The organism is Elusimicrobiota bacterium (genome assembly GCA_016722575.1).
In the GTDB taxonomy this organism is placed as follows: domain Bacteria; phylum Elusimicrobiota; class Elusimicrobia; order FEN-1173; family FEN-1173; genus JADKIY01.
Genome location: JADKIY010000006.1, coordinates 79,170 through 102,372, shown reverse-complemented (window position 1 = coordinate 102,372; position 23,203 = coordinate 79,170). Strand labels below are relative to the sequence as shown.

17 protein-coding genes and 1 pseudogene are annotated in these 23,203 nt (G+C 60.6%); all 18 read right to left on the bottom strand.

The window, feature by feature from the left end:
- Positions 1 to 169: 169 nt before the first annotated feature.
- Positions 170 to 1,951: an alanine--tRNA ligase gene (alaS, locus tag IPP68_10310; protein ID MBL0350746.1), complete on the bottom strand. Its 1,782-nt coding sequence runs from the start codon at positions 1,949 to 1,951 to the stop codon at positions 170 to 172.
- Between the two features lie 59 nt (positions 1,952 to 2,010).
- Positions 2,011 to 2,811: a hypothetical protein gene (locus tag IPP68_10305; GenBank protein MBL0350745.1), complete on the bottom strand. Its 801-nt coding sequence runs from the start codon at positions 2,809 to 2,811 to the stop codon at positions 2,011 to 2,013.
- Between the two features lie 4 nt (positions 2,812 to 2,815).
- Positions 2,816 to 4,377: pseudogene (gene purH, locus IPP68_10300) on the bottom strand (bifunctional phosphoribosylaminoimidazolecarboxamide formyltransferase/IMP cyclohydrolase).
- Positions 4,374 to 4,862 (bottom strand): regulatory protein RecX, encoded by a 489-nt coding sequence (locus tag IPP68_10295; protein ID MBL0350744.1) that lies wholly within the window; start codon positions 4,860 to 4,862, stop codon positions 4,374 to 4,376. The pseudogene purH and the gene IPP68_10295 overlap by 4 nt, the downstream one beginning before the upstream one ends.
- Positions 4,863 to 4,904: 42 nt before the next feature.
- Positions 4,905 to 6,911 carry an NAD-dependent DNA ligase LigA gene (gene ligA, locus IPP68_10290; protein MBL0350743.1) on the bottom strand — a complete coding sequence of 669 codons (2,007 nt, stop codon included), beginning with the start codon at positions 6,909 to 6,911 and terminating at the stop codon, positions 4,905 to 4,907.
- Positions 6,912 to 6,935: 24 nt separating this feature from the next.
- Positions 6,936 to 7,388 carry a transcription antitermination factor NusB gene (nusB, locus tag IPP68_10285; GenBank protein MBL0350742.1) on the bottom strand — a complete coding sequence of 151 codons (453 nt, stop codon included), beginning with the start codon at positions 7,386 to 7,388 and terminating at the stop codon, positions 6,936 to 6,938.
- Complete coding sequence (locus IPP68_10280) at positions 7,388 to 7,864, bottom strand: 6,7-dimethyl-8-ribityllumazine synthase (GenBank protein MBL0350741.1); 477 nt, start codon at positions 7,862 to 7,864, stop codon at positions 7,388 to 7,390. Before IPP68_10280 ends, nusB begins: the two co-directional genes overlap by 1 nt.
- A complete protein-coding gene (locus IPP68_10275) occupies positions 7,861 to 9,075 on the bottom strand; it encodes a bifunctional 3,4-dihydroxy-2-butanone-4-phosphate synthase/GTP cyclohydrolase II (GenBank protein ID MBL0350740.1) in 1,215 nt (404 codons plus the stop codon). Before IPP68_10275 ends, IPP68_10280 begins: the two co-directional genes overlap by 4 nt.
- Positions 9,060 to 9,653: a riboflavin synthase gene (locus IPP68_10270; protein MBL0350739.1), complete on the bottom strand. Its 594-nt coding sequence runs from the start codon at positions 9,651 to 9,653 to the stop codon at positions 9,060 to 9,062. The genes IPP68_10275 and IPP68_10270 overlap by 16 nt, the downstream gene beginning before the upstream one ends.
- A 55-nt stretch (positions 9,654 to 9,708) precedes the next feature.
- Complete coding sequence (gene ribD / locus IPP68_10265; GenBank protein MBL0350738.1) at positions 9,709 to 10,704, bottom strand: bifunctional diaminohydroxyphosphoribosylaminopyrimidine deaminase/5-amino-6-(5-phosphoribosylamino)uracil reductase RibD; 996 nt, start codon at positions 10,702 to 10,704, stop codon at positions 9,709 to 9,711.
- 245 nt (positions 10,705 to 10,949) lie between these two features.
- A complete protein-coding gene (locus tag IPP68_10260) occupies positions 10,950 to 11,291 on the bottom strand; it encodes a hypothetical protein (protein MBL0350737.1) in 342 nt (113 codons plus the stop codon).
- Between the two features lie 272 nt (positions 11,292 to 11,563).
- On the bottom strand, positions 11,564 to 12,010 hold the full coding sequence (locus IPP68_10255) for a hypothetical protein (GenBank protein MBL0350736.1): 447 nt from the start codon (positions 12,008 to 12,010) through the stop codon (positions 11,564 to 11,566).
- Complete coding sequence (locus IPP68_10250; GenBank protein MBL0350735.1) at positions 12,007 to 15,015, bottom strand: alpha/beta hydrolase; 3,009 nt, start codon at positions 15,013 to 15,015, stop codon at positions 12,007 to 12,009. The genes IPP68_10255 and IPP68_10250 overlap by 4 nt, the downstream gene beginning before the upstream one ends.
- 255 nt (positions 15,016 to 15,270) lie before the next feature.
- Positions 15,271 to 18,360: a PAS domain S-box protein gene (locus IPP68_10245; GenBank protein MBL0350734.1), complete on the bottom strand. Its 3,090-nt coding sequence runs from the start codon at positions 18,358 to 18,360 to the stop codon at positions 15,271 to 15,273.
- 258 nt (positions 18,361 to 18,618) lie between these two features.
- Positions 18,619 to 20,172 (bottom strand): ABC transporter substrate-binding protein, encoded by a 1,554-nt coding sequence (locus tag IPP68_10240; protein MBL0350733.1) that lies wholly within the window; start codon positions 20,170 to 20,172, stop codon positions 18,619 to 18,621.
- A 90-nt stretch (positions 20,173 to 20,262) separates the two neighbouring features.
- On the bottom strand, positions 20,263 to 21,189 hold the full coding sequence (locus tag IPP68_10235) for a transporter (protein ID MBL0350732.1): 927 nt from the start codon (positions 21,187 to 21,189) through the stop codon (positions 20,263 to 20,265).
- Positions 21,190 to 21,202: 13 nt separating this feature from the next.
- The gene (locus IPP68_10230; protein ID MBL0350731.1) at positions 21,203 to 21,607 is read right to left on the bottom strand and encodes a hypothetical protein; all 405 of its coding nucleotides are present in this window, start codon (positions 21,605 to 21,607) and stop codon (positions 21,203 to 21,205) included.
- On the bottom strand, positions 21,604 to 23,139 hold the full coding sequence (locus tag IPP68_10225; GenBank protein ID MBL0350730.1) for an ABC transporter substrate-binding protein: 1,536 nt from the start codon (positions 23,137 to 23,139) through the stop codon (positions 21,604 to 21,606). The genes IPP68_10230 and IPP68_10225 overlap by 4 nt, the downstream gene beginning before the upstream one ends.
- Positions 23,140 to 23,203 lie beyond the last annotated feature (64 nt).

Genomic DNA, 23,203 nt, shown 5'->3' with positions numbered 1-23,203 from the left:
CTTTTCGATCCGCTTAATTCGGGAACGAATTTTTATTTTAGGTCATTCCGGCGGAGGCCGTATTCCAGGATCTGGAGCCGATTTTGGAGGATGCGTTAAACCCTGGACCCCGGCTTTCGCCGGGGAGACAAAAAAATAACCCCATGAAAAACCGGGGAAAGCGATTTTACTACTTGCGAAGCAATTCGGGGAGGTCGCCGAAAAGCTGGTCCAGGGCCAAGGACGCTTTGCCGCCGCCCTGGGCGAAATCGGGGCGGCCGCCGCCTTTGCCGCCGATCTTGGCGGCCACCGCCTGGGCGATTTTCCCCGCGTGCCAGCCGGCCTGGGTCAAGGTCGCGGGCAGAGCCACGACGAATGAAATTTTTTCTTCGTTCCCCGTGGCCACCAGCACCCCGGCCCCGTCGGCCTTTTCCTTCAGGCGGTCGGAGAGGGAGCGCAGGGATTTTTCGTCCAGGCCCGGCGCGGCCTGAACGAGCCACCGGGCTCCGCCGACTTCCCGGGCTTCGACGGCCGCCGCGCCCCCGCCCCCCTGGGCGGCCTTCACGCGGAGCTCCTCCATCTCCCGCTCCAGCTGACGTTGCCGTTGAAGAGAGCGGTCGATCCGTTGAACCAGTTCCGACGGCGAGGCCTTCAGCTTCTCCGCGGCCTCCGCCACGGTGCTTTCCATTTGCTGTAAATATTCCAGGGCTTTGATGCCCGCCACGGCCTCCATGCGCCGGACGCCCGCCCCGATGGAGGATTCGGCGACGATTTTGATCAAACCGATTTCCCCCGTGCGCAGAACGTGGATGCCGCCGCACACTTCCGTCGTGGCCTCGCCGAACTTCACGACCCGGACTTTGTCGCCGTATTTGTCCCCGAAAAAAGCCATGGCGCCGACCTTCTGGGCTTCGGCCAGGGACATCTCCGGCGTCGTCTCCGGCCGGGCGATGTCCCGAAGGACGTTGCGGTTGGCGTCGTCCTCAATGCGCCGGAGTTCCGCCAAACTCGGTGTGGCGGTGTGGGTGTAGTCGAACCGGAGCTTGTCCGGGGTGACGATGGACCCGGCCTGGGTGACGTGCGTGCCCAGGACCCGGCGGAGCGCCGCGTGGAGCAAATGGGTGGCCGTGTGGTGCCGGCGAATGGCTTCCCGGCGATCGCCGTCCACGGTGGCCGTCACGGCGTCTCCTTTTGAAATTTTTCCCGAAAGGATCTTAACGCGGTGGACGATGAATCCGTCCACGGGGCGCTGGGTGTCCAACACCTGGGCCTTGCCGGCGGAGCCGGTCACCAAGCCGATGTCGCCCACGGGACCGCCGCCTTCGGGATAGAAGGGCGTTTCCTTCAAAGCGATTTCCCCCTCCTCCCCCTCGGACAGGGTCGAAACGGGTTTGCCCTCTTTCAGGAGAGCCGTGACGGAAACATTCTTCACTTCCGAAACCTCGTAGCCCCGGAACAGGACGTCGCCCAAATCCCGGTGCAACTGGGCGTACAATCCGGTGTCTTCCTGGCCCGAACCTTTCCAGGCGCCCCGGGCGGTGTCCTGGGCTTCCCGGCGGGCGGCTTCCAACTCCTTTTCGTCGAAGGAAAGGCCCCGCTCCGCCAGGATTTCCCGGGTCATGTCCGGCGGGAATCCGTAGGTGTCGTAAAGTTTGAACACCTCGACGCCCCCGAGGGTTTTCCGCCCCTGGGATTTGGCCGAGGAAACCAATTCTTCCAGGCGGGCCGTGCCGCTTTCCAGGGTTTCCAAGAAACGTTCTTCCTCCTGCTTGATCATGGAAACGATGCTTTCCCGCTTCGCCGTCAAGTCGGGGTAAGCGCCGCCCATTTGGTCCACGACGGATTGGGCCAACTGGAACAAAAAGGGTTTTTCCCGCCCGACCAGTCGGCCGTGGCGCACGGCCCGGCGGATCAGCCGGCGCAAAACGTAACCCCGCCCTTCGTTGGAGGGAAGGATGCCGTCGGCGATCATGAAGGTGGAGGCCCGGGCGTGGTCCGGGATGAGCCGGAAGGGAGCGATGGCCGCCCCCGTCAGCCCTTTGGAAGTTTTTCCAGGATCTCCTCGGTTTGGCGGATCAACGGGACGAAGAGGTCCGTTTCGAAATTGGTGAAAACCCCCTGGACCACGGCGGTCAGTCGCTCTAGGCCCATGCCCGTGTCGATGTTCTTTTTGGGGAGGGGCTTGAGCGAACCGTCGGCCTGGCGGTCGAATTGGGTGAAGACGTTGTTCCACACTTCCATCCAGCGGTCGCAGTCGTTTTCCGGGCGGCAGGCCGCGCCCGCGCCGCAGGTGCAGAGGGCCGGGCCCTTGTCGAAGAGGATTTCCGAGCAGGGGCCGCAGGGGCCCGTGGGGCCCATGTTCCAGAAATTGGTGTCCGCGCCCATGCGGACGATGCGGCTTTCCGGCTGAAACTTCTTCCAGAGATCGAAGGCCTCGTCGTCCTCGTTGTAGACCGTGGAGTAAAGGCGGTTTTTGTCGAGGCCCATTTCCTTGGTCAGGAATTCCCAGGCCCAGGCCACGGCTTCGGTTTTGAAGTAATCGCCGAAAGAGAAGTTTCCCAACATTTCGAAAAACGTCAAATGCCGGGCGGTGTAACCCACCCGCTCGATGTCGGTGGTGCGGAGGCATTTCTGGGAGGAGCAGGCCCGGCCGCCCTTCAGCACCTTCTGCCCGAGGAAGTAGGGCTTGAACTGCACCATGCCGGCGGAGGTGAACAGGAGCGTCGGGTCCGAGGACGGGATCAGGCTGTCCGACGGCACGCGGGCGTGCCGTCGTTCGCCCGACTCGAAGTAGCGGAGAAACTTTTCCCGAATCTCGTTGCCGGTGGGCATGGGTTTAATGCTTGAAGTGGCGGACCGAGGTGAAGAGCATGGCGATGCCGTGCTCGTTGGCGGCGGCGATGCTTTCCTCGTCCCGGACGCTGCCGCCCGGCTGGATGATGGCCGCCACGCCCATCTTGGCCGCTTCGTCCACGGTGTCCCGGAAGGGGAAGAAACCGTCGGAGGCCATGACCAGGGGCAGGGGCTTTTTCACGTCGATGCCGGGGGCCGCCATTTTCATGTGGGCCACCTTCATGGAATCGATGCGGCTCATCTGGCCGGCGCCGATGCCGCAGGTCGTGCGGCCCCGCACCAACACGATGGCGTTGGACTTGACCTGCTTGACCACCTGCCAGGCGAAGGCCAGGGACATCTGCTCTTCCGGCGAGGGGGCCCGGCGGGCCACCGACTTGGTTTCCACCGGCCGGGGCAGGTCCTGTTCCTGCATGAGGAACCCGCCGGAAATTTTGCGGATGTCCCACTCGTAGGGGTCGGAGAGAAGCGTGGCCTGCTCCAAAAGGCGGAGGTTGGCTTTCTTGGCGAGGATTTCCCGGGCTTCGGGGTGATACCCGGGGCGATCACGCATTCCAAAAAGAGTTTCGACAGTTCTTGGGCGGTCTCGCCGTCCACGGCGCGGTTGAAACCCACGATGCCGCCGAAGGCGGACACGGAATCCGCCGCCAAAGCCCGACGGAAGGCGTCGACCTGGACCTCGGCTTCGGACACGCCGCAGGGGTTGTTGTGCTTGATCACCACGCTGGCGGGATTGGCGAAGGAGCAGACCAACCGCCAGGCGGCGTCGCAGTCCAAATAGTTGTTGTAGGAGACCTGCTTGCCCTGAAGGACTTTGGCCCCCACGACGCCCCAGGCTTTGTTGCCCGATTCCATGTAGAGGGCGGCTTTCTGGTGGGGGTTCTCGCCGTAGCGGAGGTCCTGCTTTTTCCGAAGGCCCGCCGCGATTTCCACCGGGAAATTCGTGGATTGGGTTTTGTGGCGGAAGTAGTTGGCGATGACGGCGTCGTAATGGGCCGTGTGGCTGAAGGCCTTGGCGGCCAGGCGCTGGCGCGTCTCCGGGGAGAGCTTGCCCCGCTCGTTCAACTCCTCCAGCACCAGGGCGTAATCGTCGGGGTCGCAGAGGGGCGCCACGTGACTGTAGTTCTTGGCCGCGGCGCGGATCAGGGCCGAGCCGCCGATGTCGATGTACTCCAGCATTTCGTCGGGCGGAATGTTGGTGTCGTTGCAGACGGTTTCAAAGGGGTAGAGGTTCACGACCACCAGGTCGATGGGCGGAATGCCGTGTTTTTCCATGTCCTGGCTGTGGGCCGCCTTGTCCCGCAGGGCCAACAAACCGCCGAAGACCTTGGGGTGCAGGGTTTTGACCCGGCCGTCCAGGATTTCGGGAAAGCCCGTGAGGTCCGACACTTCCCGGACGTTGATCTCGGCCTGGCGGAGGGACTTGGCGGTGCCCCCCGTGGACAGGATTTCCACCCCCAGGTTGGACAACCCGTGGGCCAGTTCCACGATCTGATTTTTGCTGGAAACGGAAATAAGCGCTCGCCGAATTTCGACGGTTTTCATTCGTCTTCTCCTTGGTTCGAAAAAAATCGTCGGAGGGCCGAACGGACGTCGTCCGCGTCGAACCCCTGACGGAAAAGGTAGCCTTCCAATCGTCGCCGCGCGACCCGGGGGTCGAGGGCTTTCATCCGGCCCGCCCGGCGTTGCAACGCCGCCCAGGCCCGGTCCGCGTCGGACCCCTTGGCCGTTTCTTCCACGGCCAGGGCGTTTTCCACAGCGTCCGACCCCAGGCCGCGTTTGCGGAGTTCGCGCCGAATGCGGTGATCCCCCTGGTTGGCCCGGCGGCGGCTTCCCACCGCTTGACGGGCCAATTCGGCGTCGTCCACCAATTTCAATTCGGTCAAACGGTCCAAAACGCGGACGACCAGCGCGGCTTCCACGTCTTTGCGTTTCAGGCGATCGGCCAATTCCGACCGGCTCCGGGCCCGGAACTTCAAAAGCCGGAGGGCCAAATCCATGGCGTGGCGAAAGTCGTCGTCGGCCGTCAAGGGAGATGGAGGGGTCGGGGCGGATTCATTTTAACAAATTCGTCAAAGACCGGCCCGGCGGCGAAATTCCGCTTCGTCGATCACCTCGACCCCGAGCTTCTGGGCCTGGCGGAGCTTGGACCCGGCCTCGGCCCCCGCCACGACGAAGGAGGTGGCGGTGGAGACGGACCCCGTCGCCTTCCCCCCCTGGGACCGGACGACCCCTTCGGCCTCCGCCCGGGTGGATTGAGTGAGCGTCCCCGTGAAAACCACGGTTTTCCCCGCCAGGGGCCCGCCGGCCACCGCCGCTTCTTCCCCGGGCTCCAGGCCCAACCGTTTAAACTTGTCCAACAACCGCCGGACGGAAGTCTGGACGAAAAAGGACGTCACGGACTCGGCCATGACCGGCCCCACGTCCGGAAGGGCCTGCAGATCCTCCGCCGTGGCGGCGCGCAGGCGGTCCAGGGTTCGAAAATGACGGGCCAGGGTGAGGGCGCCCTTTTCCCCCACGTCGCGAATGCCCAAACCGTTCAAAAACCGCCCGAGGGAACCCCGTCGGGATTTTTCAATGGCCGCCAACAGATTGTCGGCTTTCTTGTCCTTAAATCCCTCTAGTTCCAACAGATGGTCCTTGGTCAGGGTGTAGATGTCGGCCAGGTCCTTCACCCGGCCCCGGGCCAGGAGCGCCTGAACCACCGCTTCCCCCATCCCCTGAATGTCCATGGCGTCCCGGCTCGCGAAATGGAGCAGGTTTTTCTCGACCTGGGCCGGGCAGGCCGGGTTCGCGCAACGGAAAATCACCTCGCCCTCCTTGGTCTTGACGACGGGCCCCCCGCAGGCCGGGCACGCCTTGGGAATCGGGATGGCTTTTTCCTCCCCCGTCCGGCGGCCCGGGATCACCGATAAAACCTTGGGAATCACTTCCCCCGCCCGCTCGACCAACACCCAGTCGCCGATCCGAAGGCCCAGGCGCTCGATCTCGTCGAAATTGTGAAGGGAAGCGTTGGAGAGGGTCACGCCGCCGCATTCCACCGGCTCCAATTTGGCCACGGGCGTGACGGCCCCGGTCCGGCCCACGGAAAACTCCACGTCCCGCACCCGGGTCGTGGCCTGGGCGGCGGGAAACTTGTAGGCCACCGCCCACCGGGGCGATTTGAAGGTCATCCCGAGGCGGCGTTGAAAAGGGATGCGGTCCACCTTGACCACCGCCCCGTCGGCTTCAAAGGGCAGGTCGGCCCGGGAGTCCCGAAAGCGGGAACAGGCCGCGAGAACCTCTTCAAAGGTCCCGCATCGCGTCGTGTGCGCGTCCACGGGTAGGCCCCAGGCCCGGCAATCTTTTAAGAAATCGTGGTGGTATTCGTGGTCCACGCCGTCGACCACGCCGTAGGAGTGGACGTAATACCGGAGGGGCCGATCGGCGGTGATTCGGGCGTCTTTCTGGCGGAGGCTGCCGGCGGCGAAATTCCGGGGATTGGCGAAACCGGCGGCGGGGTCCTCCGCGGCGATCCGGCGGTTGTAGGTTTCAAAATCCTTTTTGGTCACGAACACTTCGCCCCGCACTTCCAGTCGGGCCGGGGCGCGGCCTTCCAGGCGGAGCGGAATGGCCCGGATGGAGCGGGCGTTGGCGGTGACGTCCTCCCCCGTTTCCCCGTCGCCCCGGGTGGCGGCGCGCACCAAGCGGCCTTTCTCATACAGCAGGGCGAGGCCCAAGCCGTCCACCTTCAGTTCCACCACGTAGCCCGGTTTCTCCTCGGCGCCCAGCAATTTCGCGACCCGGTCCCGCCACTCGATCAACTCCTCCGGGTTGTAGGTGTTGTCCAGGGACAGCATGGGCACCGCGTGGCGCACGGGCTTGAAATCGGTCGTGGCGGCTCCGGACACCCGCTGGGTCGGGGAATCGGCGGTTCGAAGGGCGGGGTGGGCGTCCTCCAGGTCCCGGAGGCGGCGCATCAAACGGTCGTATTCCACGTCCGAAATCTCGGGACGGGCGTCCAGGTAGTAAAGGCGGTCGTGGCGCCGGAGGTCCCGGCGGAGGTCCTCGATTTCTTTTTTAACGGCGGCGGAGGTCATCGGCGCGCGGGGGCGGCGGAGGAATTAAAAAAGTTCGCGCTGTCCTTCGGGGGTTTCCCGCTCCGGGGGCGGGGCGGGGCGTTCGGTTTTGATCTTGTCCAAAATGCCGTTGACGAATTTCCCGGAATCCTGGGTGGAATAGGTTTTGGCGATCTCCACGGCTTCGTCGATCACGACGGACACCGGGGTTTCCAGGCTGTGCATCAGTTCGAAGGCCGCCAGGCGGAGGATGTTCCGGTCGATGGCGGCCATGCGGCTGATTTCCCAATTCTCGGCCACCTTGGCGATGACGGCGTCCAGGGCCGGACGGTGGGCCAGGGCGCCCCGGGCCAATTCGTCGGCGAAATTCTTGGATTTGGGCGGCGCTTCGGAGCCCGCCCAAATAATTTTGGCGGCCTTGTCGCCGGGCAGATTGGCGATGTCCGCCAGATACAAAATTTGAAGGGCGGCCTCCCGGGCCTGTCGGCGCAAACCCATCAGAGGGCTCCCCGGAGGGCCGCGAGGTCCAAGGCGGCGCGCGCCACTTCGGCGCCTTTGTTGCCGGGACCCCGGCCCGAACGGGCCCGGGCCTGCCGGAGGTTCAAAGGGGTCAGCACGCCGAAGAGCACGGGCACGCCGGTGTCCAGGGACACGCGCATCAACCCCTGGGCCGTGGCCTGGGCGATGTAACGGTCGTGGGGCGTTTCGCCCCGGATGACGCACCCCAGGGCGATCACGGCGTCGAATTTTTTGGTTCGGGCGAGGCGCTGGCAGGCCCAGGGAAGTTCAAAGGTCCCCGGGACGTAAAGCTCGACGATGTTCCCGCCCGTCACGCCGCCCGCCCGGAGCGTCGCCCCGCAGGCGGTCCGCAGGGATTCGGTGATGTCGGCGTTGAACCGGGCGGTGACCACGGCGAAACGGCGGCCTCGGCCCGAGGCGGTCGCTGAAGGGAAGGCGGCGCGTCGTCGACTCACGTCAAAGACCCTTCAGCCAATGGCCGAGTTTTTCCGCTTGGCGGCCAAATAGCGGGCGTTGTGGCGGTTGGACGGAATTTCCAGGGAACCCGCTGGGTCACCGTCAATCCGTAGCCCTCGATGCCGACGATTTTTTTGGGGTTGTTGGTGAGGAGCCGCACGCTGGAAAGTCCCAAGTCGGAAAGGATCTGGGCGCCGATGCCGTATTCCCGAAGGTCCGGCGCGAACCCCAATTTCTTGTTGGCCTGCACGGTGTCCAGGCCGGCTTCCTGAAGCGCGTAGGCGTGCAGTTTGTTCGCCAAACCGATGCCGCGCCCCTCCTGGTGCATGTACAGCAGAACGCCCCGGCCCTCTTTCTCGATCCGCTCCAGGGCGCGCTCCAACTGCTCGCCGCAATCGCACCGGTAGGAATGGAGGACGTCTCCGGTGAAACAGGAGGAATGCACGCGCACGAGGACTTTCTTGTGGCCCGACACGTCGCCTTTGACCATGGCCACGTGGTGCTCCCCGGTGGGAATGTCTTCGTAAAGGTGGAGTTTGAAATCCCCGTGCCGGGTGGGAAGCGCCACCGACGCCAGGCGGCGGATGAGCTTCTCGTGCCGCCGGCGGTAGGCGATCAAGTCTTCGATGGTGACCATGGCCAGGCGATGGCGGCGGGAAAATTTCTGGAGGGCGGGCAGGCGGCTCATGGTGCCGTCCTCGTTCATGATCTCGCAGATCACGGCCGCGGGGTACAGCCCGGCCAGCCGCGCCAAATCCACCGCCGCCTCGGTGTGGCCGGAGCGGACCAGGACGCCGCCTTCTTTGTAGCGGAGCGGGAAAATGTGGCCGGGGCGGGACAGGTCCTCGGGGCCGGTGGAGGGATGGATCAACGCCGCCACGGTCCGGGCCCGGTCGTGGGCGGAGATGCCCGTGGTCACGTTTTTCTTGGCGTCGACCGACACGGTGAAGGCGGCTTCCCGGGGAGCCCCGTGCTCCACCATGGCGTTCAGTTTCAGCGCGTCCAGCCGGTCCCCCAGCATGGGAACACAGATCAGGCCCCGGGCTTCCCGGGCCATGAAATTGATGACGGCCGGGGTGGCCTTGGAAGCGGCGACCACCACGTCGCCTTCGTTTTCCCGGCTGGGGTCGTCGACCACCACCAGGGGTTTTCCCCGGCGGTAATCCCGCAGGGCTTCGGCCACGGTCGCGAAGGTCACGGCCGCCGCCAGGCCGAGGTCAATTGGGCCATGTGTTTGGCCATCATGTCCGCCTCGATGTTCACGGGATCTCCGATTTTGAGGGAGCCCAAATTGGTGACGCGTTCGGTGTGCGGGATCACCGCCACGTCGAAACGGCCCTTCCGCGGGCGGACGACCGTCAAGCTGATGCCGTCGACGGCCACCGACCCCTTTGAAACCAAGTAACGGGCCAAGGCCTTCGGCGCTTGGAATCCATAGACCGCCCCTCCCTTGTTGGGGCGGCGGGACACCAGCGTTCCGACGCCGTCCACGTGGCCTTGAACGAAGTGCCCGCCCAGGGGATCCCCCGCCCGGAGGGCGGTTTCCAAATTCACGATTCGCCCCGCCTTCCAATCGCCGAGACTGGTGCGTTGAAGGGTTTCCGGCGATAAATCAAAAACCATTCGGCGTCGACGGGCGGAGCCCACGGATTGGACGACCGTGAGGCACACGCCGTTGACCGCCACGGAATCCCCCAGACGGATTTTGGCCAGGGGGCCTTCGACTTCCAACTTCAACCCGCCCAAACGAAGCACCCGCCCCCGGGCCGCGATGATTCCGGTGAACATCAGAAATACCCGTGGATCAAAACGTCGTCGCCCAGCCGGGTGACCCCGACGTCTTTTAAACGGGGACCCGCGGAGGGACGGGGCCATCCCCGGCCGGCCACGCCCGTGGGCGAACCGCCGCCGCCCAAAAAGGACGGCGCCACAAACACGTAGGCCTCGTCGGCCAGTTTTTCTTCCAAAACGGCCGCCGCCGTGCGACCGCCGCCTTCCACCAGAATCCGGGAAACGCCCCGCCGGGCCAGGGCCCGAAAGGCGTCTTTGAGACGGATCCGGCCGCCGGGGAACGGAAAGACAGAATCTGGGCGCCCCGCCGCTCCAGGGATTTTTTGGAAGCGGCCGGGGACGATTCTCCCGTCAACACCCAGGTGGGGGCGCCTTCGGAGAACACCGCGGCCCGGGGCGAAAGCTTAAGGGAGGACGACAACACCACGCGCAAAGGGTTGGGGCCCCGGCCGTGGCTCGAGAGACCGGGGTTGTCCCGCCGGACGGTCTCGCCGCCGACCAACACCGCGTCCGATTGGGCCCGCAGGCGGTGGCCCAGGGAACGGGCCCTGGGGCCCGAAATCCACCGGGAGGCCCCGGTGCGGGTGGCGGTTTTCCCATCCAGCGTCTGGGCCATTTTGACCACGACGTAGGGCAAGCCGGTCGTCGTCTTCTTAAAGAAAGCGGCGTTTTGTCGACGGACATCGCGTTGAAAAAGCCCGGCGTCCACCCGGATCCCGGCGCGTTTCAGAACGGCCACCCCGCCGCCCCGAAGGCTCGGGTCCCGGGCGCCGATCACGACCCGTCGAACTCCCGCGGCTTTCACGGCGTCCGTGCAGGGCGGGGTTTTGCCCCAGCGAGAGCAGGGTTCCAACGTGACATACAGGGTGGCTCCCCGGGCGCGGGGACCCGCCCGGCGGAGAGCGGCCACCTCGGCGTGGTCGCCGCCGAAGCGGTCGTGCCAGCCTTCGCCCAAAACGCGCGGGCCCCGGGCGACGACGCAACCGACCAGGGGGTTGGGGTGGGCGTTCAATCGGCCGCGTTCGGCCAAATTGAGCGCGCGAATCATGTGGGAGGAATCTTCGGGACGAAACACGGCCGGGGTCTAACGGGAAAGCGAAAAAGAAAGGATCGACGTCGCATAAAACACCCGGCCTCCGGCGAGGGAGGGGTTTTTATTGGAATTCGCGTATATTAGCTTTTCCGAGGGAAGGAAATCAACAAACCAGCGCAAACATTGCTAGGGGCGGACACCGATGGAGACGTTCCTGGCTTGCCCCGCCGAGGACGACCGGATGGTGCGATGGAGACCATTTAAAAATAATCTTTCCATAGGCGAACCTCCAATAACCCCTCAATATCGGCCCACCCAATTACTACGTCCTTTTTTGTATCCACAAATACGAATAGCGCCTCCACATATATCGGATTGGCGAATCTCCGCTCCTCTTTAATTAAATAGGAGTAAGCTTTCACACTTCCATCAATTGGCAATTGAGTTTCAATGAGACTTTTAGGTTCAACGGAATTCGTTCTCATTAAACTCCTCAAATAAGCTCGCGTTTCCTCCGCCGTGCACCCTGGCCAAGGCTTAACTATCTGTTCTTTTATAAACTTCTCGCCATGAAAAACATTATCCATTTCTGCTTTATTCATCCCAACCCGAAGTTAGGCTGTCACGGAACCAACGTTCATGCGATGACAACCCACCACCGCCGTTATTGCAATAGCAAAAAGAATTCTATTTGCTTCCATTCTCATTGCTTTTCCCCGATCACTGCTAAAACCTTTTTCATTGCCATGGCATGCCTACTTTTCGAACCATCTGAGTGTCCAACTTTAGAGCCTTTTGCTCCTCAACATTAACCCGGGGGTTCCCTTTCCCTAGGGGTATCCGGAATTCTGTGAATTCTTTGTTGCGAACAGAATCAGAATATTTCGTCCCAAAGACGAACTTCGGCTAAATTTCCGATATCCGCCCATCCAATCACTTCGCCCTTCTTGGCATCGACAAATACAAATATAGCTTCGACATAAATCGGGTTGGCGAATGGCCGTCTCTCTTTGATCAAATATGAATATGCTCTTACGCTTCCGTTAAAAGGCATTTGTTCTCTAATAAGATTCGGTGGATTGACAAACAAATACTTCCGATGGTTCACAACCACTGCGCGTTCCTCAGCCTCGCTACTGCCTGGACGTGCTTTTACAACTTGTTCTTTTAAAAACTTTTCACCCTTCATCACTTGGTCTAGTTCTGCTTTATTCATTCCTAAACGCAACTTGGCCATCACCGCGCCAACATCCATACGGTGACAACCAAACAACCCAAACAAAATTACAACAAAAAGATTTCCGCTAATTATTCTTCTCATTGCTTTTCCCCCGAACCCAACTGTTGAATCAGCATTTCCACCGTTGCCGACCCATAGATATCGCCATGCTTTTTAATCTGCATGCGATATGGGTTTCGCCAGGCATCCGTAGCGTCTATCGCCCTGAAATCGGGATGACGAACTGGACCTGACGGGCCTACCGATCCCAAAGCCTGGTTAAATTCAGTGCAACGATATAACAATCCAAAAACTAATTCCTGCCTCCTAGAATACACGACGGTTAGGTGGTCAATATTTTGAATGGCCTTCTCGTATTTCCCCCCAACTGAGAGATCCTCGTTGTTAACGGCAGGGACGATCAATACAACGTTGTGGAATTTCACTCCATTTGCAGCGGCGTCCAAAAGCAGGCGAGCTCCCAAACTGTGTGTCACAGCATTTATTTTAATATCTGCCCGAATATTTTTTACGAACCTATCCAATTTCTGAAGGCCTTGCCAAGACATATCGGCTGACTGTTTAGCCCGATCGAAAAAAGCTAATTTTGAAAGCTTATTATCTCCCAAATCGCCAGACCAAGAAACCGTCAAATTGATGTTTTGATACCCCTTTTTGTGCAACTCAGTTGAAAACAAATCTCCGATATTGGGCGAATCCTCACTTGGCACATTGTAACCATGAATGAAGAGATCAATTGCTTTGCTTGTCTTTAGAACAGCCACATAGTCTTTTGGGGCTCTATTGAACTTGACTCCTATTTCCGCCCCCCTTACGTCATTCTCCATTTTAATCTGCGGGGAAATGGGCGTCATTCCGAAACCAGGAATCACTCGATAGCTGTGGCGCATTTCAAACACACCAGATGGCGAAAAATTCGGATCTTCCGGTTCAAGTGCTTTATAGAACTCCAGCCCTTCTTGCCGGCCTTCAAACTCACTATCGGTTTTTTCATAACCCGGAATAGGTTCTTCCTTTACCCGGGCACCATATTTCATAATCACCGCGTCGTAGAGGTTGGATGTTTTTTCATTTAAAAAGTCATCCACGGTTTTGGCTGATTCGGGATAGTTGTGCATGTAGTCGGCCGTGTTTTGACCGGCGCTGCGAGTCACATTCGCCGTCCAGGATCCTGCTTCGTTAGCGGTCTCGGTAACGACCGCTCTTGCCACGTCGGCCGCGCCCGCGGTCTTAGCCGCCGCGCTTTGGGTCACCGTCATTGTCCAGGCCGCCGTTTCATTCGCGGCGTCGGCAACCAGCGCCTTTGCGGCGGTGGCCGCTACGGCGGCTTTTGCGGCTGTTTCTTGGCAACGATTGGCGACACCTGTCTTTAGATCGCTGGCCTTCTGCAACATTCGGTCAAAGAAACCCTGCTTTTCGTGGGCCGCTGTCTCCTCGGGCTTTATCGTGGCGGACGGTGCGACGCCTCTCACTTGGTTCCGCAGGGCGGTGATTTGGCTTCCCAATTGGGCGCCTTGGTCGGGGGTTATGGCGCCTTGGCCCACCAACACCTTGGCGGCGGCGATGGCTATTTGGGCGGAGGCTTCAATGTTTTCGCTCTCCTGGGCAGCCACTTGGCCTTCGGCTTTTTGGGACAACGCCTTGGCCCCAAGCTCCATTCCTCGATAGCCCTTTTGCAATTCCTTTATCGCCGCGGCCTGGCCGGCCAGGGCCTCGGTTTTTATCGTTAGGGCCTCCTGGCGGTGGGCCAGGTCTTTGGTCGCTGTGTCCAGCCCGGCGTAGTCGCCGGCCTTTAGGGCCTGGCCTATTCGGTTGGCTTCTGCCCGCACCGCCAGGGCTTCTTTTTCCAAATCAGTTGGGCGGTCATTCATGTTGATCGTGACCGCGCCGCCCTGCCCTGTCCTTTCCGCTAGGGCCTTGGCGGACGCCCCCAGGGCCTCCGTCCGGTGGGCCATGTCCTGCTTTGTGGTTTCAATGGCGCGCAGGCTCGCTTCGCTTCCCTTGTCCAACTCCCCGGCGGTTTTTTCCAACCGACTTATGTCCACGGGGCTTTCCTCTTGGCTCACAAAATATTTGCCCGCACCCTTCTCCACCACCGCGCTGTTTAGCCTCATCAGCCCCGCCTGCAGGGCAAAGGTCGCTTGGCGGAGCGCCACGGGGTTGTTCATGTCCATCCCCTGGGCCAGGTCTTTGTTCAGGTCCAAGAGCGTGTTTTCAAATTTGAAGCGCCCCCCCGTCGTCTGCCCGTCCGGGGATTTCCATGCCCCCTGGTAGGTCATCTCCCCCGCCTTGAGCTCCCCAAACCCCTCAATGGTCATGGGCGACTTGATCGCAAAAGCCGTGTTGGGGGCCAGGCGGTCAAAGTCCAGGCCCGTTGGTTGAATGACACCGTTCACTTCCGCCATCTTGAGCGGCATCAGCCCGCCGTCTTTCCGCTCCATCCCGCTGAAGGCCTTTTCAAAGCTGGTGCCCTGGATCAACCGCAGTTGATCCCCCTCCACCTTAAAAGTCGCCCCCTCCTCCCAGGTCCGCCCAAAAGCCACGGTCTGCCCCGCCGCCTTAAAGGTCCCGTCCCCGGCGGGCTGTATGTTGCGATAGGCGCTCAAGGTCACCCGTTGGCTGTCGGTCAGGGTCGTCGCCCGGTTGCCAGATCCAAAGGCCCGCTGTATCAAGCCCGCAATCCCCTGCCCAATCTTTTGGAAAGGGTAGGCCATGGCGTGCCCCACCGCTTTTAAGGCATTGCCGATGGTGTTTAAGAGGCCCGGCTTGATAGGCGCCGTCAATGCCTCCGGCTGGGGCGTCGCCCGCAGGGCGTTGGGAACTTTGGGGGCGTTGTTCCCCAGGAAGTCGAATTTGATCGTGGGGGTTTGAAACGTGGGCTTTGGCGCATCCATCCGCCCCAGGGACGTCGCCGTCGGCGCCTGGAACCGCAACGCCAGGGCCGTGTTCTGCATTCTGATTTGCCGGTCCAGTTGGGAGGAGGCGGAGTAGTTCTTCTCCGGCTTGTATTGGTTTTGGTAATCCTGGTAGCGGTTGTTGGCGAGGTAGGAAGTGCGCTCATCCTCCCGGGCAAAGGCCATGGCCATGGGAAGAACCCCGAGAGCGACGCTCAGGGACAGGGAGAGGCTTTTTCGGACGAGGTGCGCGGACAAGGTGTCAAAACCACATACCCGGCGCATAGAAACCTTTTGGTGCGGAATTTGCAATGGAAGTATTTATATTTTAACAGGTTTCAGAGGGAAGTCAATGGACGACCCGGGCAGGAGTGAAATCAACGACCGGCGAAAGGAAACTTCAGCGGGGCGCGGCGAGGACGGTTCGGAGGGTGGTCTGGAAGGAGGTCATGTCGATGGGCTTGTGGAGGATGTGCACGCCTTTTTCTCCATTTCCTGGGCCAAGGAGGTGTTGACCACGTCGCCCGTCATGAAAACGAAGGCGGGGCGGGGTTTGCCCGACCACAAAGTCCAATTCTCGTAAAGCGACAGGCCGGTGCCTTCCCCCAGGCGTATGTCGGTCACCACCAAATCGAAGGGGCCCTGGGAGGCCCGGGCGATGGCGTCTTTGAGGGTGCCCGCGAATTCCACTTTGTTGCCTTCGGATTGAACCACCTTGGCGAGGAACCCCAGGACGTCCGGCTCGTCGTCGACGATCAACACCCGTTTGTTTTTCACGGGCGGCAGGCGCGGCGCGGTGGCCGGCGCCAGGGCGGCCTCCTCGGTCGCGGCGGGAATTTGGAAGTGAAAGACCGTCCCGTGGCCCAGTTCCGTGGTGAAATGAATCCGTCCGCCGTGGTCTTCCACGATCTGGCGGCAAACCGGGAGCCCCAGGCCCGTCCCGCGGCCTTCGGCTTTGGTGGTGAAAAACGGCTCGAACAGCCGGTCCCGCACGGCGTCGGGAACCCCGGGGCCGGTGTCGGCCACATCCACGCACACGGCGCCGCCCTCGGCCCGGGCGGTGATCCGAATGTGCTTTTCCCCCTCCGTGGTCGACATGGCGTCGCAGGCGTTGTTGATCAAATTGACGAAGACTTGTTGCAATTGCTGGAAGTTGCCTTTAACCCGGGGCAGGTCGGCCGGCAATTCGGCCTCCACCCGGACGTTGGCGGCCTTTTTTAGTTTGTACTGGAGAAGGTCCCGGGAGGCCTGGACCACGCGGGTGAGCTCCACCGGTTTCTTTTCGATTTCGCCCTGGCGGACGAAGAGGAGGAGGTTTTCGATGATTTTTTGACAGCGCATGGCGTTTTCCGTGATGATCCGCAGGTCGTCCACGATTTCCTGGGGCTGGACGGCCACGGGCTTGCCGGAGGCTTCGTCGATTTTTTGGCGCATGTCGTCGGTCAAGATGTCGGAATACCCGACCACGGCCTGCAGGGGGTTGTTCAGTTCGTGGGCGATACCGGAAATGAGCTGGCCAACGGCGGACAATTTTTCGGAGCGGATCAACTGCTGCTGCAAACGGCGCGCTTCGGTGATGTCGCGGATCACGAGGGTCCATTCTTTGTTCATCCAGAAATCGGCGTGGGCACCGCCCCAGGACACGGAGAGGTCGAGCAGGCGTCCGTCTTTGGTTTGACCGGGCATGAGGAAGTCCTTCACCGCGCCCCGTTCCATGACCTGGTTGAGCAGGTTTTTGAATTCAGCGCCCCCGCCCTTGGGGAAGAGCACGGTCATGGGCTTGCCCAGCACCTCCGCCGAAGACAAGCCGAATATTTTTTCCGCGCCGCGGTTCCAGGTGTTGATCCAATGCTCCCGGGACAACCCGATGATGGCTTCGGGCGAGTTCTCGAGCACGGTGCGCAGGCGGGATTCCGACTCCGCCAGGTTCTGGAAGAGCATGGCGTTTTCGAGCGCCAGCCCCACGGCGTTCGCGTAGAGCATCAGGCCTTCCCGGTCGGCGTCGGTCAAGGGGCGGCCCGTGAAGAAATTGTCGGCGTTCAGAATGCCCAGCACGCGGTCCTTGCCGCAGATCGGCGCCAGGACGAATTCCCGGGTTTTGGCTTCGGAAACGAAGGAGGGGTTCGTGCGCGCGTCCCGGACCGGGTTTTTGACCACGATGGCCGAGCGGCTCCGGACCACTTCGTTCAAAATGTCCGCGCCGCCCAGGGGCACCCGGCGCTTCCGGAAGGCCGCTTCGGAAAAACCGGCGGCGTCGGAACCGAACAAATACCGGCCCACGATTTCCTTGTGGGCGTGGTCCACCCAGTACATGCCCGTCCGGTCGAAACCAAACCCCCGGGCCACGGCTTCCAGGCAGGTCCGCAAAACGGTTTCCTCGTCCTGACGTTGAATGACGGACTCTTCCATGTCCCGCAAGGCGGTCAATTGGCGGAGGCGGCTCTCCAATTCCTTGTTCCGGATTTCGAGGGTCTCGGCCATCTTGTTGAAGGAAGCGGCCAGGGTGGACAATTCCTCGCTGTTCAAGGTCGGGAACCGAAACGTCAAATCGCCGGAGGCGAACCGGCGGGTGCCTTCGACCATGCTTTGAATGGGGTTCATGAGATCCGACACGCGGAAGACGATCATGGCCATGAGCAACAGGCAGATGCCGACGGAAAAGAGGATCGTCAAATAGGAAATCTGCTTCAAGGGCTGGTCCAAGAATTCGCTGGCGGGGGCGGTGACCGCGACTTTCCAGCGCCAGTTGGTTTCGGACTCCAAAATCGGAGCTTCGCCGCGCAGGGGGTGGGTGAAGCGGGCGTTGGGCACGTCCAACACCGCTTTGCCGTCCGCGTCCTCCAGAAACGCACTGCCCAATTTGCCCACGCGGATGACCCGCAGAATGTCCTCCACGGCCTTCATGTCGCAGTCCGTGACGATGGCGCCCAGGAAGGTGCCGTTGTCGTCAAAGATGGGTTTGGCGTAGCGCTTGACCAGGGGGCCGTATTCCACGATGCGCTGAAGGGGCGGGTCGTAGCGTTTCCCCCGGCGGAGAAAGTCCAGGAACCCAATGGGGAAAGACGCCTGGTAGGTATCGGCCGAAATACCCTGACGGAGGGAGCACACCCGCCGGCCTTCGGGGCTCACGTAGGAGATGTCGTAATAGACTTTGGAGCGTTCGGAAAAGTTCGCGAAGTATTTCTCCAGCTCCCGCCGGTAGACCTCGGCCTCTTGGACGAGGCCGAACCCCCGGTTTTTGTTGTAGTCGGCGATCAACGGCGTTTCGGAGAGGGATTCGAGGTCGCTCAGCCGTTGCTGGAAAAAGGCTTCCAAGGTTCGGGCGGCGTTCAAGGCGTCGCTGTTCATGGTCTGCCGGACGCTGTCGACGATCTGCCTCTTCACGAGGTGGTAGTTGAACACCCCCATGCAGCCGATCAAAAACAACACCGCCGGCAAAACGGGCAGCAAAATGCGGCGACTGAGGCTCCGCCCGCGAAAAAGGCCGACCCAACGCCCCAGGATGGGGAGGAAACGCTTTACATTCCACTTCGCCATAAAAGACTTATTCCCCATTCGCGTTCCGCGGGTTTCCGGAAATAATCTCATTTATCAATACGAAACGATCGAATGGAGGCACCTTGCAAATATAGTGCCGCAAACCGAGAAGCACAATAACGGCGATCATATAAAAGGAAAATTGTTACAACTCATTTATTTACATCAAAATCATATTTTTTATCGAACAAATTCAACACCGGGACAGAGCGGTCGGGAAATTCCCCTCCACCCCTAAAATTGGAATTCGATGGATATTTACTTGGAACCGATGGAAGGGGCTTCTTCGAGCGTGGTGTCGACGAAATGCGCCATGCCGGTGACCGAGGGAACAAAGTGGACTCGGCGATTGACCCCGTAGGTTTTAATCCGTTGGTAGGTAAAGATCCCCAGCGCTTCGTCGTGGACGTAACGGACGAGGGCGCAAAATTTCTTTTCCTGCTCTACCGGGTCCAGGGCCGTCACCGCGTCCAAAAACATCCGGTCGAATTCCGGACTTTTATGGAGGCTGTAGGGCGACTGGGAAAAGAACATGAGCGTGAGCGGGAAAGCAATGTGGGCGATGGGGCTCGGTAGGACGGCCACGCCGATATCCCAGGTGTGGTTTTGAAACGCCTGAAAGATCTCGGCGTCCGGATAGACGCTGAGATCGACTTTGAGTCCGATCACCTCCAGCTGTTTGGCGATGATTTTGGCCGTCCGTTCACCGAAAGGGACCGTCACCATGGTCAAACGAACCGGTGTTTGAACCCCGGCCTCTTTGAGAAGATGTTTGGCTTTGGGGACGTCGAATTTGTAGGGCGTCAGCGAAGGGTCGTAGCCCACCTGGCCGGGGAAGGACAGGCTGGCCATCGGCACGCCGTTCGCGAGCAAATCGTAACGGATCAACTCCTTAACGTTGATGGCGTGATCGATGGCCCGGCGAACGCGCACATCGGCGAGAATTCCCTTGGAGGTATTGAAGTGGCCCGTCACCGTGTACATCGATTCCTTCTTAATGACCTGCGTGGAAGGATTTTCCATCACGCGGAGGGTCATGGTCCCCGGCAAATCGGTCAGGACGTCGGTTTTTCCATCGATCAACGCCTGGACTTGGCTTTCCATGGCGATGAACCGAAAAATCAGTTGATCGAATTTGGGCCATCCGACCCGCCAATAACGCTTGTTGGCGGCCAGGACGATTTCCCGTCCGGGGACATGCCGGAGAAACTTAAAAGGCCCGGTCCCCACGGGACGCTCGGAGAATCCGCGGCTCCCGACTCGTTTGTAATAGTCGGGCGGGACCATAAAGATCAAACCCGCGAACCGGCGCAATAATATTCCGTCGGGAAATCGGGTGACGATGTCGACGGTCGAGGGATCCACGACCTCCACGCGGTCGATGGAGGAAACGAACCCTTTGCCGGGATACACCCCGTTGGGATCGGAAAACGTTTGGGCGCTGAAGCGAACCACCTCGGCGTTGAAGGGTTCCCCGTTGTGAAACTCAACGTCCTTTCGCAAATGAAATCGCAGGCGAAGGGGATCCACCTGCTCCCAGGATTCGGCCAAACAGGGGATCACTTTCCCCTCGGGATCGAACCGCACGAGACCCTCCATCATTTGCTGAAGCAGAACGTGGTTTTTTTCGGTTAACTCGAGGAAGGGGTCCATGGTGCGGGGGTCCTGGGTGTCGTTGCACACGACCACCGTCGCGGGGCCCTCTTTGGCCCGGCCGAGGGCGACCAGGACGAACAGGACCGCCGCGCCGGCAAAGAACCAGCGCACTGGGGATTTAATGAAACGACGGGCTTGGTCGTCCCTGGAGTTCACACGATTCCTCCTCAGCATTACACAAAAAAAACCGGGGCGCCGCCCCGCGGAAAACCGCGCCGGCGGCGCCCCGGAGGGTTCGCGTCGACGTTAGAAACGGTGAATCAATTGCAGGGTCGTTCGAGATCCCTGATAGCGATTTCGGACGGCGAACTCGATGGGGTGGCTCACCACGAGAGTCCACCCGGGAACCCCGTAGTGGACCGCCGGCCCCACGGAGAGGACGCGCTCCTTCGACTTCGTTTGTTTGACGCCGTTCAGTTCGTCCTCCCGCAACTGCTGAAGAACATAACCGGCGGCGCCGACGCGCCATTTTTCCGCCACCTGGCGGGAGAGGGCGAAGTTGGCGTGAACCACCGATCCTGGTTTAAGCCGTCCGAACAAATGGTCCTTGTTCTCCGAGTGCTGCGCATAGAACAGCCGCCAGCTGGTTTCCCATTTTGGGGGAAGGATCAACACGATGGAATAATAGGCTTCCACGGTTCGGAGGTTCGAACCGGGATTGAACATCTGGTCCTTGCTGTATTTGCCCGTCGGGAAGGTGAAGTCCAACTCCACCCGATGGAACACCGGCTTTCCGAACAACGTCCGGCCGTCCCAGTGAAGGGCGGGACCGACGACCAAATCGCCCAATCCGGCGGTGTTGGAATTCAGGGCGAAGGGCCCCGCGGTGCCGCCGCGGGCGGTCAAGGCGGCCACGGGCATCACCACGTCCAGGGCCGGATGCGCCCCCAAGACGTTGATGTCCGCGATGTAATAAAACTGATGCAGTTGGGAGTAGGTGTTCAGCTTTCCCATGCTCGCGACCTTGTTGCCGTCCCCGTCACGGAAATTCTTGCCCTCCGTGAAGATGGCGTAGTTTAAATAGTAAAAGCCCGGGGGCGGGCCTCCGTCCAAGAGGGTGGTGGCGCACATGTTCAACGGCGGTTGCGCCGCCCGCGCCGAAATCCCCATCGCGCCCACCAGCAACGCGCCAATCAACCAACGACCCTTCGCCCACAACGATGTCTGGATCAATCGCCCTCCTTAGTTAACAAACCAGGGAAAGGAAAACCCCGGCGTAAATCAAAAACTGAAGAACCAAGGTGGCGTAAAGCACGGCGCGGGCACCGCGATTCCCCGCGTGATCCATCCGTTTGCCCATTCCGAACCACTGCAAACCCAGGCGGTACCCGGCGAATAACGCGAGAAGGCCGCAAAGAGACACCGCCAAACCGCCACCCGTGGCGATTCGCCCCGCGTTGAATATCACCAAAAGACCGGTGCCGACCACCATAAAAATAAGCCCGCTGCGAAGCGCCCGGAACAAGACCCCCGGGCCCTCCGGCAGGGGATTGCGTTGAGCCCAATCGTACGCGTACCAATGCATGGCGCCGATTTGAGCGAAGTGCGTGCCCCCGGCCAACACCAACAGCGCCGGAATCCCCAAACTCATTTTTTATTGGCCTCTTCCGCCACGAGCGACACGGCGTCCACAAAATGCGGCATGCCCGTCAAATAGGGTGAAAAGCGGACCCGCTTGCTGACCGCGTAGGTTTTGATCCGGCGGTAGAGAAAAATGCCGAGCGCGTCATCGTACACCTTCCGTTCCAATTCCTGGAACGCCTTTTCGCTTTCCGCCGGATCCATGATCGACGTGGCCTTTTCGTACATTCGATCAAACACCGGATCGTGATGCATGCTGAAAAACGAATTGGAATAAAAGAACAACCCCAGGGGAAACGCCACGTGGGCGATGGGGGAGGGAAGCGTCGTCAAGCCCAGGTTCCACGGGCGGCTTTTGAACGCCGAAATGGCTTCCCCCTCCGGAAAAACGTGAATTTCGACGTCAATCCCGATGGCTTCCAATTGCTTTTTAATGATCCGGGCCGGCCGTTCCACAAAAGGAACAAGGAAGATGCCCATGTGGACGGGGGTTTTCACCCCCGCGGCCGCCATCAGGGCCTTGGCCTTCGACAAATCGTATGGATACGGCTGCAAATTGGCATCGTGGCCGATTTGGCCCGGGGCGCAGACCGTGGCCACGATTTCACCGTTCCCCAAGAGGTCGTAACGAATGAATTCCTCTTTATTGAGGGCCAAATTGATGGCCCGGCGCACTCGGACATCGTCGAAGGGCGGCAAGGAGGTGTTGAAATGGCCGCCGACAGTGTAGAGCGCCTCCCGCTTGATCACGCGCGTTTTCGCGTTTTCCTGGACGCGCAGGGTGTAGGTGCCGGGCAATTCCGTCATTAAATCCACGTTGCCCTTCAGCAATTCCCGCATCTGCTCCTCGGCGGTGGGCAAAAACCGCATGACGAGCTCGTCAAAATTCGGCTTTTGGGGCGACCAATAATCCCGATTGGTTTCCAAAACGATTTCCTCGTTCGGCTTCCATTCCTTCATCCGGAAGGGGCCCGTGCCCACGGGGTTCTTCGCGAAGGCCTCCGGCCCCCGGGCCGCGTAGTCTTTGGCGGGAACGAACACCACCAGGCCCGCCAAACGCCGCAACAACAACCCGTCCGGCTGGCGGGTCACGATGTCCACCGTATGATCGTCCAAAACCCGGACTCCTTCAATGCTGCTCAACAATCCGCTGACCGGAGAATGGGTGGCCGGATCGATGAAGTGTTGGAGGGTAAAGCGAACGCTTTCGGCGTCGAAGGGCTCGCCGTTGTGGAATTTCACGTTTTTCCGCAGGAAAAACCGAAGGTGCCTCGGATCCACCTGCTCCCACCGTTCGGCGAGCACGGGAACGACTTGCGCGTTGGCGTCGAACCGAACCAGCCCTTCCATGATTTGTTGGATCAGAGTGTGCTTTTTTTCCGACAACTCGTAAAAAGGATCGAGCGTGAGGGGGTCCCGATTGTCATCGCAAACAACGACGCGTTGAATTTTCCGGGGTTCGCCTCCGGCAAAAACGTTTTGCCCCCCCGTCAACATTAAACCGGCCAGGCCCATTGACACCATCCCGCGAAGTTTCTTCACCAGTGATTCCCCCTTTCCCGCGAAAAAAAAGCCGCGCCCAAGGGGCGCGGCTCGAAAGCCAAAA